Here is a 12376-nt window from a genome sequence, read left to right on the forward strand (position 1 = left end):
CACCTCACTTTATGTGCATCGCTGGGTTTTGTCGCGTTAAGGCGGGAGAGGTAGTATTCGAGGCTGACAAATATGCTTTGGCTGGCCGATGAAGAAGACGGAAACACCGCGAAAGACGCTTGCCGCGGGTATTGCTTGCGAGTTATCTTACACGTGGGGATCATTGTCGCACCCTTATGGCAATGTGCGGTTATTTCAACGCAACTCAAGACGGGTTCCCCGTGCGCTTACCTTTCAAACGCTGCGCCGTTCGAAACGGCGCTTGCTCGTCAGAGCAGGCGACAAAGGCCGTGTGCGTCGACCATAAATATGGCGTTATTCAGCGGGTTTACAGAACAGGACTTCACATCCGGGCATCGCGTCCTTGAAACAGATCGACATGCCGTGCATGCCGGCCACTGCCAGCACAAGGCTCAGGCCGAGCCCGCTGCCGGGCGTGTGACGGCTCGCCTCACCGCGATAAAAGCGCCGCAACACGGCTTGCTGTTCGGCGGGCGCAATGCCCGGCCCGTCGTCCGAAACGGTGACGCCCGCACCGGTCTTGTCGCGGAACACGGTGATCCGCACATGGCCGCCATGCGGTGCGAATTTGATGGCGTTTTGCACCAGATTCGCCAGCGCCTCGAACAGCAGGTTCGGATCACCCTGGATGTCGAGCGGCCCCGATACGGTTCGCTGCAGTTCGAAAGCGATCTGCTTGTCCTCGGCAGTCGGATCGTAGAACTCGAACACATCATGGGCAACGGCAGCCAGATCGACCGTTGTGAATCCCGCGCGGCGCACGCCACTTTCGATTTCCGAAATGCGCAGCAGCGCGTTGAAGGTGCGCAGCAACCCACTGGTTTCGACGATGGTTTCATCGATTGCCGCGCGATACTCCGCTTCAGTTTTGGCGCGGCGCTGCGCACGTTCGAGTCCGCCGAGCATCCGTGTGAGCGGTGTGCGCAGATCGTGTGCGATCGCGTCGCACACGCCCTTGACTTCGTGCATCAGCCGCTCGATCTCGTCTAGCATGCCATTTACTACGCCGACCAGGCGATCGACATCGTCGCGTTTCGAATGCATGGGCAGACGCCTGCTGAGATTGCCGGCGACGATTTCCTCGATCGAGGCGGTCACCGCGTCGAGCCGCCGCATTGCCGAAATACCGATCAGGCTCGCCCCGACCAGGCCGATCACGAGCGTAATCATGGCGGTGGAAAGCAGTGCGTGCAACAGCTCTTCGTCGAAGTGGTCGAGCTCGCGGGTGTTCTGGCATAGCAACGCAATGCGGCTCTCCGGCACGCGCGCGGCGATGCATCGGCCGGGCGGGTGGCCGGGCAGCTTCGCGAGCCGCATGGAAAACGGTTTGTCGAAGACCGGAATAGCCGGTTGATCGCCCGCGTAGCCACCGGCAAGATGTTTGCCGGTAGCGTCGAACAGGCCGAACGGACGCTGACGGCGCGGATCGAACTGATTTTGATGTTCGAATCGCGCGACCAGTTCGTCCTGCTCTTCGCGTTGCAACTGTGCGTGCTCGCGAATCAGCCAGTCGTCGATGCGCTCCTGTTCGAAGCCGGTGATCTCGCGATACAGATAGCCGAACAGAAGTATCGCGATGACGCCGAACAGCATCAGGAATAGCGTGGCGAGGCGAAAACCAGTGGTGCGGTGCAGTTCAGTCAGGCGCATGGAGCATGTACCCCGAACCGCGCACGGTATCGATCATCGGAGCCGTCCCGTCCGGGTCCAGCTTCCTTCTCAGGCGGCTGATGTGCACGTCGATCACATTAGTTCGCTCGTCCAGCCGGTAATCCCATACCGCTTCGAACAGCATCGTGCGGCTCACCACCTGGCCCTCATGCTGCATGAGGTATTCGAGCAACCGGTATTCGCGTGGCAAGAGCGGCACCGAACGGCCGGCGCAGCTCACTTCACGCTTGGGCGGGTCGAGACGCAACGGGCCGACCTGGTATTCCTGCACACCGGGCGCGGCTTCGCGCCGTCGCATCAGCGCGTCGAGCCGCGCGGTCAGTTCGATGAATTCGAACGGCTTCGTCAGATAATCGTCGCCGCCGGCGCGCAAACCGCGTACGCGCTCGTCGACCGCGGACAGGGCGCTCAGAATCAGCACCGGCGTGAGCACGCCGGCGCTGCGCAACGCGGCCAGCATGCCGAGCCCTTCGAGGCCGCCTGGCAACATGCGGTCGAGCACGATGGCGTCGTAACTGTTGGCGACCGCGAGCATCAAACCGTCGCGGCCCGTGCTCGCGGCCTGCACCTTGCAGCCGTGATCGGTGAGCGCTTCAACGATCTCCGCGAGGGTTTGCCCGTCGTCTTCGACGACCAATACGTTCGACATGCGTTTTTCCAGAAATAAGCGGGCGGCGAGCTCAGTGCGAGCCTGCCATATACACTACGCTCGTACCTACGATGCACCAAAGTATGCCGCGCGAAACTGCACAGGCGTTTCGCGCCAACATTAAAAAATTTTAATGTAAGCCTTTATCAACCTTTTAGCGCATGCGAATCCTGCTGGTCGAAGACGATACGCGCGCCAGCCAGTTCCTGGCGCGCGGCTTGAGGGAAAGCGGTCTGATTGTCGACACCGTGGGCGACGGCGCGACCGGGCTTGCCTACGCGCGCGAGGGCATTTACGACGTGATTGTGACCGACCGGCTCCTGCCGGCGCTCGACGGCGTCGCTCTCGTGCAACAATTGCGCGCCGGCCGGGATACCACACCGGTCCTGATGCTGTCCGCGGTCGGCGGCCTGAACGAGCGCGTGGAGGGCATCCGCGCCGGTTGCGACGACTATCTTGTGAAGCCGTATGCCTTCGTCGAAGTGCTGGCGAGAATCGAGGCGCTCGCGCGGCGCGCGGATCGCAGCCGGATGAGCGAGCGGCTCGAATGCGCGGATCTGGTGCTCGATACCCGGTCGCGAACCGCGACGCGCGGCGGCCGCGATCTGCGCCTGCAGCATCGCGAGTTTCTGTTGCTCGAATGCCTGGCGCGCCGCGAAGGCCAGGTCGTGACGCGCAGCATGCTGCTCGAGGCGGCGTGGAACTACGATTTCGAACCGCGCGGCAATATCATCGATATGCACGTGCATCGGCTGCGCGCGAAGGTGGATCGCGATTTTCCCGTAGCGCTGATTCATACGGTGGTGGGTGCGGGTTATGTGCTGAACCCGGCGCCTTAGGCACCTTTGGGCGACGTTGACGCCTCGCGCAGGCCGCTCCGTCCGCATGTTGCTCTGCATTAAATTTTTTTAATTATCGGGCGAAAGCGCCGACAGGCCCCGCTGACTAATCTGGCGACATTCCCATGTTGCCGGAGCGTTCTCCAATGTCAGGGCTGCCCCGTTCGGCGCCGTTCTCGCGCGTCGTCAGTCCTCGTGCGCCTCATTTGATGGTGCGCGCCGCCGTATGCGGCACAGTCTGCGCGCTGGGCGTCGTGGCTCTGGCCGGGTGCTCGCTCGTGCCGGCCTATCAGCGGCCAGGTGCGCCGCTCGCGCAGCACTTTGACGGCGCGGCGAGTGCGCCGCTCGCCGATACCGTTCCGGTCAGAAGCGGCTGGTGGCGCGAATATCACGACCCCGCGCTCGATGCGCTGATCGATCGCAGTCTGAGTAACAACTTCACGCTGGCTTCGGCGATTGCGAGCGTCGAACAGGCGCGCGGCAACGCCGAGAAAGCCGGCGCGCCGCAGTATCCGTCGCTATCGGTCGGCGCTACCTTCGACCGCGCTCACCAGGGGCGCGGCTCGACCACCAAAACCCAGAGCCTGTTTGCCGAAGCTGGTTACGAAGTCGACTTCTGGGGCTTTAACGCCGCCAACGCCGGCGCGGCAGACCTGCTCGCGCGCGCGTCCGGGTTCGATCGCGATACGGTGGCGTTGACGCTGACTGCATCGGTGGCGGACATCTATTTCCAGGTGCAGAGCCTGCGCCGCCGTCTGGCGATCGCGCGGTCCATCTCCGACGATGCCGCGCACATTCTGCAATTGTTGCTCGCGCAACAGGAGGCGGGCGTCGCGACCGAGCTGCAGGTGCAGCAGCAGCGCAATGCGCTCGCCACCTTCCAGGCGGCGGTGCCGGCGTTGCAACAGCAGCTGGACACCAACATCCATGCGCTCGCCGTGCTGGTAGGCACCGCGCCCGAGCAGTTCACGGTCAACGACACCGCGCTCGCCGGCATCGCCATTCCGCAACCGCGTCCGGATCTGCCGGCCAGCCTGCTGGAAACGCGCCCCGATATCCGCTCGAAGGAAGCGCAGTTGCAGTCGGCTAATGAGAGCGTCGGCGCGGCGCGCGCGGCCTTCCTGCCGAACATCGTGCTGACCGCCGACGGCGGCCTCAGCAGCAAGTCCCTTTCGCATTTCCTGTCGAGTCCGTTTGCGAGCCTCGCCACCTCGCTGGCCGCGCCGCTGTTCGACGGCGGCGCACTGCATGGCCAGTTGCACGCAAGCCAGGCCGCCGAAGCAAAGGGCGTTGCCGATTACCGGCAGGCCGTCGTGACTGCGCTGCAGGACGTCGAGGATTCGCTCTCGGCGGCGCAACAGCAGCAACTCGCGGAAGCCGCCGACCAGACCGCCGCCGACGCCGCCCGCAAGGCCGCCACGCTCGCGCAAGCCCAGTACAAGCTCGGCACCGTCGACTTTCTGACCGTACTCGACGCCCAACGCACGCTCTATCAAGCCAAAGACACGCTGGTGCAGGCGCGGCTCGCGCGTCTGCAAGCCTCGGTGAGCCTGTTTCGCGCGTTCGGCGGCGGCTTCGGCGTGACCGATAGCACCACCGCTTCCTCTTCCATGCCTTCCCGCTCATGAAATCTACCGACCTTCGGAACCACGAGGCGCCCCGCGCGCGCGGCCGTGCGCCTTTAGTCCTGGCGCTCGTCGTCTTTGGGGTGATCCTCGTGGCGTGGTTCTGGCCAAGGCATCCGGCCGTCAAGGCGGCGGCTGCCGTGCCGGTCAACGCCGGCCATCCGGTGATCCGCGACTTTCCGATTCGCGTGGCCGCAGTGGGTACGGTACAGGCGCTCAACACCGTGGACGTCAAAGTGCGTGTGGACGGCCAGTTGCAGCGCGTGGCCTTCAGTGAAGGGCAGGACGTGAAAGCCGGACAGTTGCTCGCACAGCTGGATCAGGGACCGCTCACCGCGCAATTGCATCAAGCGGAAGCGGCGAAACGCAAGGACCAGGCATCGCTCGATAACGCGAGGCTCGATCTCACGCGTTACTCGAAGCTGGTCGGCATCGGTGCCGCGACCACCCAGGCCGTGGACACCGCGAAGGCACAAGTCGAAGCACTCGCCGCAACTGTCGCGGCAGACGCAGCGCTGGTGCAGAGCGACCGCCTGCAACTGAGCTTCACCACGCTCTTCGCGCCGTTCACCGGCCGCGTGGGCGCGCGTGAGGCCGACATCGGCGCGATCGTGCATCCCACCGACACGACCGGCATCGTCACCGTCACGCAGATGGAGCCGATCACCGTGCTGTTCGCCGTGCCGCAAGACGTGCTGCCCGACTTGCTGGCGAATCAGGCGGCGGCGCCTTTGGCGGTGAATGTCACCACGCGTTCCGGCAGCACGGCGCTCGCCGACGGCACCCTCGTGTTCATCGACAGTACGGTCGACCCGACCACCGGTCAGATCAAACTCAAGGCCTCGTTCACCAACAAGGACCGCAAGCTGTGGCCGGGCGAACTGGTGAATGCGCGCGTGCTGTTGCGCACCGATACGCAGCGGCTCGCCGTGCCGAGCCGCGCGGTGGTGAACACGCAGAACGGCACGCAGCTATATGTGATCAACGCGAACGGCACGGCGCAGATGCGTCCGGTGCAAACCGGCGTGACGGTCGACGGAATGACGGAGATACGCAGTGGCATCGCGCTCGGGGATCGGGTCGTGTTCGATGGACAAAGCCGCTTGAATCCAGGCGTGCGCGTGGCGGCGACCACGGTGCCGACGGTGGCCCAGGCACCGGCCAACGCAAACCCGGCGGACAGCCAGACTAATCAGGACAATCCGTCATGAGCCTGATGGAACTGTTCATCAAGCGGCGCATTGCGACCAGCTTTCTTGCCATCGCGGTGCTGCTGGCCGGCGCGGTGGCGTATTTTCTGCTGCCGGTCGCGCCCTTGCCACAAGTCGACTTTCCGACTATCCAGATCGTGGCGAAATTGCCGGGCGCGAGCGCGGAGACCATGGCGACTTCGGTGGCGACGCCACTCGAGCGGCAACTCTCGTTGACTGCGGGCATCACGCAGATGACGTCGTCGAGCTCGCTGGGAACCACCAACATCGCCGTGCAGTTCGATCTGACGCGCGAGATCAACGGCGCGGCGCAGGACGTGCAGACAGCAATCAACGCGGCCGGCGGTACCCTGCCGAAGAACCTGCCGAACCCGCCGACCTATGAAAAGGTCAATCCGGCCGACTTCACCTTGCTGTCACTGGCGCTGACGTCGCCGTCGCTCACGCTCACGCAACTCGACAGCTACGCCGAGGACTATCTGGCGCAGCAGATTTCGCAGATGCCAGGCGTGGGTCTCGTCGATTTCCACGGCCAGCAGCGGCCTGCCGTGCGTATTCAGCTCGATCCCGACAAGCTTACCGCCCGCGGCCTCACGCTCGAAGACGTGCGCTCGATCGTCGGCTTGCAGACCGTGAACGCGCCGAAGGGCAGCCTGAACGGGCCGGATCGCTCGGTGATTTTCAATGCGACCGATCAGATCACGACCGCCTCGCAGTATCGCGATCTCGTGGTCGCGTACAAAAATGGCGCACCGATTCGCGTATCGGATCTCGGCACCGTTCTTAACGCCGCTGAGGACAACCAGCAGGCTGCATGGCTTCAGCACGAGCGCGCGATCATCCTCGATATTCACAAGCAGCCGGGCTACAACGTCGTGCAGACGATCGCCAACATCAAGGCGAAGCTACCCGTGCTCGAAGCGTCGCTGCCCGCGGCCGCGCATCTGCATGTGGTGGGCGATCGCACGCAGACCATCAATGCGTCGGTGCATGACGTGCAATTCACGCTGATGCTGACAATCGCGCTCGTCGTGATGGTCATCTTCTCGTTTCTGCGCAACGTGTGGGCGACGTTCATTCCGAGCCTGACGATTCCTTTGTCGCTGGTCGCGACGTTCGGCGTGATGTATCTGCTCGGCTATAGCCTCGACAATCTCTCGCTGATGGGGCTGACCATCGCGGTGGGTTTCGTGGTGGACGATGCCATCGTCGTGATCGAAAACGTGATGCGGCATATCGAGGAAGGCGTGCCGCGCATGAAAGCCGCGCTGCTCGGCGCGATGGAAGTGCGCTTCACTATTATCTCGATGACGATCTCGCTGATTGCCGTGTTCATTCCGATCCTGTTGATGGGCGGCATTGTCGGACGCCTGTTCCGCGAATTCGCGGTGACGGTGAGCGCGGCGATCCTGATGTCGGCGCTGGTCTCGCTGACCGTCACGCCGATGCTATGCGGCTGGCTGATCCGCTTGCCTGAGCCGGATGAAGCAGGGCGCATGCGCAAGCTCGAAGCCTGGCTCGAAACAGGCTTCGTCGCGGTGGAGCGGCGTTACGAGCGCGGTCTCGATTGGGTGTTGAATCGCCCGAAACTGATGCTTGGCGTGACGATCGCGACGATCGTCGCGACGGGCGCGCTGTTTGTCGAGATCCCGAAGGGCTTCTTCCCGCAGGAAGACTCCGGTTTGATCATGGGTGTCGCACAGGCTGCACCGGATATTTCCCCGCGCGCGATGTCATTGAAAATGCAGCAGCTGGGCAATATCATCGAAGCCGATCCCGCCGTCGATAACATCTACTACTGGATGGGTGCGAATCCGACCGTGAGCCAGGGCCACGTGATGATCAACCTGAAGGCGTTCGGGCAGCGCAAGGACAGCGCCGCGCAGGTGCTCAATCGACTGAAGCTGCAGGTGGCGAAGGTGATGGGCCTTTCACTGTCGATGCAGGTCCGCCAGGATATTCAGGTAGGTGGCCGCATCAGCGCCGCGCAGTATCAGTACACGCTGCAAGGCCCGGATATCAACGAACTGAATCATTGGGCAGGCGTGCTGACCGACAAGCTGTCGAAGCTGCCGCAACTCGCCGACGTCACCTCCGACCAGCAAGCTGCCGCTACCAGCGCGACGCTCGTGATCGACCGCAGTACCGCCTCGCGCTTCGGCATTACCGCGCAAGCGATTGACGACACGCTCTACGACGCGTTCGGCCAACGGCAGATCGCCACGCTGTTCACGCAGCTGAACCAGTACCACGTCGTCGAGGAAGTCGATCCGGGCTTCCAGTTGACCACCGACGCGCTCGCGCATCTCTACGTGCGTTCGCCGCTGACGAATGAACTGGTGCCGCTCAACACGCTCGCGAAGATCAAAAACAACGTGTCGCCGATTTCGGTGAATCACCAGGGGTTGTTCCCGGCTGTGACGATCTCGTTCAATCTGGCGCCGGGGCAATCCCTCGGCAATGCCGTGACGGCGATTCACCAGGCCGAAGTCGCGGCAGGCAAACCCGACAGCTTGACGGGGTCGTTCCAGGGCACAGCGCAGGCGTTCCAGGCGGCGCTTTCCAGCGAACCGTATCTGATCGCGGCGGCGCTCGTCGTGGTGTATCTGATTCTCGGCATTCTGTATGAGAGCGCGATTCATCCGCTCACCATCATTTCGACGCTGCCCTCGGCAGGGGTGGGCGCATTGCTTGCGTTGATGCTGTGCGGCCAGGATCTCTCGATCATGGGGATGATCGGCATCATCCTGCTTATCGGTATCGTCAAGAAAAACGCCATCATGATGATCGACTTCGCGCTCGTGGCCGAGCGTGAGCAAGGCTTATCGCCGCGCGAAGCAATCCGTCAGGCGTGTGTACTGCGCTTCCGGCCGATCATGATGACGACGCTCGCCGCGCTGTTCGGCGCGCTGCCGCTCGCGCTTGGGTCTGGCGCGGGCGCGGAATTGCGTGTCCCGCTCGGCATCGCGATTGTCGGCGGCCTGATCCTTTCGCAGATGCTGACGCTCTTCACGACGCCGGTCGTGCACCTGTGGTTCGACCGTCTTTCACATTGGCTGGCGAAACGGCGCGCGAAAGGCAGCATGCTCGAGCGTGAATCGGTAGGTTGAGCGCCGGCGGCGCGCAAACTGCCGGTGCATAACTGCCGGCGCGTTCGCCATGCCCGCGTGTCATGGCGGCCCGTATTCCAATTCTGTGGGACCGCGGCCGATCCGGCGCGGCGGTCCCTACTCCAGGTTGAACCTCCTGAGTGCGTTAATGCACTTTCGGCCGTTGTCAAAGTAGTTGTCGCCTCGACAATTAAATTTCAGGCGGCTTTTCGCTCCTGGTAGCGGGGTTGTGGAATGACGCCATCGTCGTCGGCCCGATCCGGATTCAGATGCACGGCATGTATGCGCTTCCAGTTGCGGGCGGGGCCTTTCCAACGCAGCGGATTACGCTGCCGCGCAGTCTCGTAGAGCGCTGCACGTCGATCCAGGATGTCCTGATCGAGATTGGCATGACGCTGGGCTGGCGTCACGAACCGGATCGCGCTGTGACGATGTTCGTGGTTGTACCAGCGCACCAACCCGGCAACCCAGGTCCGCGCGGCGAACAGGGTATCGAACGCCTCCAGCGGATAAGCGGGTCGGTACTTCAGCGTTTTGAACAGCGATTCCGAATAGGGATTGTCGTTGCTCACGCCCGGACGACTCAATGACGGCATAACGCCCAGCGCCTGCAAGGTGGCCAGCATCGTGGCCCCCTTCATCGGACCACCGTTATCGGAATGCAGAATGACCTGGTTGGGCTGTATTGCTTCACGCGCACAGGGATCCTTGAGTACCTCGCTGGCCTGGGCGCTGCTCTCTTCGGCATAGACCTGCCAGCCGACGATCATGCGGCTAAACACGTCCATAAACAGATACAGATAGAAATACTGCCCACGAACCGCCGCCGGCAGGTAAGTGATATCCCAGCTGTAGAGCTGGTTCGGCGCGTCGGCACAGACCGCGCGTGGCTTGCTGCGCACGGTCGTCGGGCGTTCACTACGCCGGTGTGCGAGTTGCTTCTCCTCGCGCAGTACCCTGTAGAAGGTCGATTCCGAGGCGATGTAGCGTTGCTGGTCAGCCAGGCGTGGAACGATCTGGCTCGGCGGCAGTTGACCGAATTCGGCTGAGTTCGCGACAGCCAGCAATTCGGCACGTTCGGCAGCGCTCAGCTTGTGAGGCGGCTCAAAGCAGCGTAACGAGCGCCCATCCACCGCGTCAGGCTCTGCGCCCTGCCAGCGCTGTACCGTCCGGGCGCTCAGCCCCAGCACCTCACACGCGCGTGCCTGGCGAGCACCGCCCATGGTCGCCTCGCTGATCAAACCAATCAATGTTTTGCGCTCTTCGAGGGCCGTCATTCGGCCTCGTCCCCGAACAGCGCACGATACTTTTTTTGCAGCACCAGCAGCGCCGCGGCTTCAGCCAGCGCTTTCTCCTTGCGGTTCAATTCGCGCTGCAGTTGCATATTGGCGTGCTTCAGTTCACGGACTGCCTGGGCGCTCTCGCGCCGGCTTCCTGTCCCGCCGGCGGCGCAGAAGTCCGCGCGCCATTGATCGAGATGATGGACAAACAGGCCCCGTTCACGACACCACGCGTTCAGGGCCTCCTCGACCAGCCCATGGCTCTGCTGCAAGGCCAGCAGGCGCTCTTCCAACGACCAGTCTTCCGGACGTTTTGCGTGTTCGGATCCATCGCCCCGGGTCGATGCAGCGGCACCTTTCATCCAGTTCTTCAAGGTCATTACGTTCATGTTCAATTCATCGGCCACGGATCCGATGGTGCGACTTCCGCGGTGAAAGACCTTCAATAGCGCCTGCTCTTTAAACTCGACAGAATACGTTTGTTTCAACTTCAACTTGCACCTCTGATCTCTTTAAATCAAGAAAATTCAGAGGCGACATCTATTGTGACGCAGGGGGCTTTGGGGTTCTGGTGCAAATAGGTAAGCCGGTTGAGAAGTTTCCTATAGGCAGGATACCTTATCGAGTGGACGGGACAGCATTCCACACGGCGGGCGCAGCGGCATCCTTGAGGCCAAGCTTCGCGAGATCGAACTGGCCCTTGCGAATTCGATGGGTCAGCTCGATGCCTGAAATCGTGGTCGCGGCGCTCCTGAACCGTTTGAAACCGGGCATCACATTCGTTCTGGATTTGATGTGGCGATGGTCCTGGTCGGGTAGCAGCAGCGCATTGCTGCGCTGCTGCCCCCTAAGAACCGTACGTGCGCCTTTAGGAGCATACGGCTCAAGCCTCTGCAAAGGCATCTGTCGACACCCGGTAGTACAACTTCATTTTCCGGCGTACTGCGGATTTCTACGGCAATTGAGATGGTTAACCTGCAGGTTGCTTGCTGCATCCGTGCCGCCGTCAGTTTGCTTCACAATATGCGTAACATCCCAGCGGGTGTTCATTGATCTTGCCTTACCCAGACACGGTACAGCTTACGGCGACCGCGCGTCGAGTTCAGCATCTTCTGGCCCCATCGGGATTCGAAGTATGGTGCCCATTGCGGATCGTGCTGATTTGCGCCCGCTCGGATCTTGATGTGCCGTTTTATCGGCGTGGCCGATTCCTTCAGCAAGGTGACCTCTCTTGTCGTGCCATCCTCTTTTTTTTCTGTGGCGGCAAATACCCAGTCCCGTAGACCTTTGGCCCTGAAGTATTTGCTTTTTATCCATCGGGCGCCTTTTTTAGGGTGCCTTCTGGCCGCCCATCGCCATAGCATTGACCAGACCTCGTGATCAACCCGATCGAAGGCTTTCTTGGCGACGACATGGCTATGGTAATTCGCCCATCCTCGTAAAACAGGATTGAGCAGCTTTACCAGGTTCGCCTGTTTAGCCGTCTTGTTGGCCTTGATGATTTCACGAATTTTGTCAAGATGTGCCTTGACGTTCGCTTTCGACGGCTTCATCAGTAGCTTGCCGTTGTACTTGCGAATGCTCCATCCGAGGAAATCAAACCCATCCTTGATGTGCGTTATCCTGGTCTTTTCTGGTGATAGGACCAGCCCGCGTTCCGCCAGGAATTCAGCTACTGCCGGCCTGACTTCATGTTCCAGCCACTCCTTCGAGTGGCCGGTAATAATGAAGTCGTCCGCGTAACGCACCATGTTCATTTTCAGTCCTCTCTGCTTCGCTCGCGGGAATTTTTCCGCTAGCATCGCTTCGAGGCCATCGAGCGTCATGTTGGCTGCCACCGGGGAATTAGCTCTGCCAACAACATAGCAAACTCGCGGGTAAAATGGGGCCTGCGCATTTCAAGGGAGTGTCTGGCGCCGTGGTCCAGAGGATGGCCTGACGTCGATGCGGTTCTCGTCCTTGAGACCCTC

Annotated in this window: 9 protein-coding genes and 2 pseudogenes; 4 read left to right on the forward strand and 7 right to left on the reverse strand. The window is 61.8% G+C overall.

Annotated features, from left to right (window positions below; all coding sequences use genetic code 11):
- Nucleotides 1–315: 315 nt before the first annotated feature.
- Both P0D84_RS38815 and P0D84_RS38820 read right to left on the reverse strand, forming a co-directional pair.
- Entirely contained in the window at nucleotides 316–1671 is a 1356-nt protein-coding gene (locus P0D84_RS38815; RefSeq protein WP_408346998.1) for a sensor histidine kinase, read from the reverse strand.
- Nucleotides 1658–2341 carry a response regulator transcription factor gene (locus P0D84_RS38820; protein ID WP_408347001.1) on the reverse strand — a complete coding sequence of 228 codons (684 nt, stop codon included), beginning with the start codon at nucleotides 2339–2341 and terminating at the stop codon, nucleotides 1658–1660. The genes P0D84_RS38815 and P0D84_RS38820 overlap by 14 nt, the downstream gene beginning before the upstream one ends.
- Before the next feature lie 161 nt (nucleotides 2342–2502).
- On the opposite strand from P0D84_RS38820, the gene P0D84_RS38825 reads away from it, so the two are divergent.
- The 4 genes from P0D84_RS38825 to P0D84_RS38840 all read left to right on the forward strand — a co-directional run bounded on the left by P0D84_RS38825 (nucleotide 2503) and on the right by P0D84_RS38840 (nucleotide 9126).
- Complete coding sequence (locus P0D84_RS38825; RefSeq protein ID WP_408347004.1) at nucleotides 2503–3180, forward strand: response regulator transcription factor; 678 nt, start codon at nucleotides 2503–2505, stop codon at nucleotides 3178–3180.
- Nucleotides 3181–3326: 146 nt separating this feature from the next.
- On the forward strand, nucleotides 3327–4808 hold the full coding sequence (locus P0D84_RS38830) for an efflux transporter outer membrane subunit (RefSeq protein ID WP_408347007.1): 1482 nt from the start codon (nucleotides 3327–3329) through the stop codon (nucleotides 4806–4808).
- Complete coding sequence (locus P0D84_RS38835) at nucleotides 4805–6016, forward strand: efflux RND transporter periplasmic adaptor subunit (protein ID WP_408347010.1); 1212 nt, start codon at nucleotides 4805–4807, stop codon at nucleotides 6014–6016. The genes P0D84_RS38830 and P0D84_RS38835 overlap by 4 nt, the downstream gene beginning before the upstream one ends.
- Entirely contained in the window at nucleotides 6013–9126 is a 3114-nt protein-coding gene (locus P0D84_RS38840; protein ID WP_408347013.1) for an efflux RND transporter permease subunit, read from the forward strand. Before P0D84_RS38835 ends, P0D84_RS38840 begins: the two co-directional genes overlap by 4 nt.
- 197 nt (nucleotides 9127–9323) lie before the next feature.
- On the opposite strand, the gene P0D84_RS38845 is transcribed toward P0D84_RS38840, so the two are convergent.
- The 5 genes and pseudogenes from P0D84_RS38845 to P0D84_RS49105 all read right to left on the reverse strand — a co-directional run.
- Nucleotides 9324–10894, reverse strand: a protein-coding gene (locus P0D84_RS38845; RefSeq protein ID WP_408349681.1) for an IS3 family transposase whose coding sequence is annotated in 2 segments (ribosomal slippage) — nucleotides 9324–10414 and nucleotides 10414–10894 — 1572 coding nt in all. Because the reading frame shifts where the segments join, the coding sequence is not laid out codon by codon here.
- Between the two features lie 130 nt (nucleotides 10895–11024).
- Nucleotides 11025–11225, reverse strand: a pseudogene (locus tag P0D84_RS38850) (DDE-type integrase/transposase/recombinase); the annotation flags it as partial.
- A 108-nt stretch (nucleotides 11226–11333) separates the two neighbouring features.
- Nucleotides 11334–11456 (reverse strand): hypothetical protein, encoded by a 123-nt coding sequence (locus tag P0D84_RS38855; RefSeq protein ID WP_408347016.1) that lies wholly within the window; start codon nucleotides 11454–11456, stop codon nucleotides 11334–11336.
- Complete coding sequence (locus P0D84_RS38860) at nucleotides 11453–11959, reverse strand: group II intron maturase-specific domain-containing protein (protein ID WP_459252236.1); 507 nt, start codon at nucleotides 11957–11959, stop codon at nucleotides 11453–11455. The genes P0D84_RS38855 and P0D84_RS38860 overlap by 4 nt, the downstream gene beginning before the upstream one ends.
- A 39-nt stretch (nucleotides 11960–11998) precedes the next feature.
- Nucleotides 11999–12262, reverse strand: a pseudogene (locus P0D84_RS49105) (reverse transcriptase domain-containing protein); the annotation flags it as partial.
- Nucleotides 12263–12376 lie beyond the last annotated feature (114 nt).

The organism is Paraburkholderia sp. RL17-337-BIB-A (assembly GCF_046025895.1).
Classification (GTDB): Bacteria; Pseudomonadota; Gammaproteobacteria; order Burkholderiales; family Burkholderiaceae; genus Paraburkholderia; species Paraburkholderia fungorum_C.

What these genes read in the sequence shown, in the direction of transcription:
- P0D84_RS38835 (WP_408347010.1), top strand. Translation starts at nt 4,805, where the DNA reads ATGAAATCTACCGACCTTCGGAACCACGAGGCGCCCCGCGCGCGCGGC.
- P0D84_RS38825 (WP_408347004.1), top strand. Translation starts at nt 2,503, where the DNA reads ATGCGAATCCTGCTGGTCGAAGACGATACGCGCGCCAGCCAGTTCCTG.
- P0D84_RS38840 (WP_408347013.1), top strand. Translation starts at nt 6,013, where the DNA reads ATGAGCCTGATGGAACTGTTCATCAAGCGGCGCATTGCGACCAGCTTT.
- P0D84_RS38815 (WP_408346998.1), bottom strand. Translation starts at nt 1,671, where the DNA reads ATGCGCCTGACTGAACTGCACCGCACCACTGGTTTTCGCCTCGCCACG.
- P0D84_RS38820 (WP_408347001.1), bottom strand. Translation starts at nt 2,341, where the DNA reads ATGTCGAACGTATTGGTCGTCGAAGACGACGGGCAAACCCTCGCGGAG.
- P0D84_RS38830 (WP_408347007.1), top strand. Translation starts at nt 3,327, where the DNA reads ATGTCAGGGCTGCCCCGTTCGGCGCCGTTCTCGCGCGTCGTCAGTCCT.
- P0D84_RS38855 (WP_408347016.1), bottom strand. Translation starts at nt 11,456, where the DNA reads ATGAACACCCGCTGGGATGTTACGCATATTGTGAAGCAAACTGACGGC.
- P0D84_RS38860 (WP_459252236.1), bottom strand. Translation starts at nt 11,959, where the DNA reads ATGAAGCCGTCGAAAGCGAACGTCAAGGCACATCTTGACAAAATTCGT.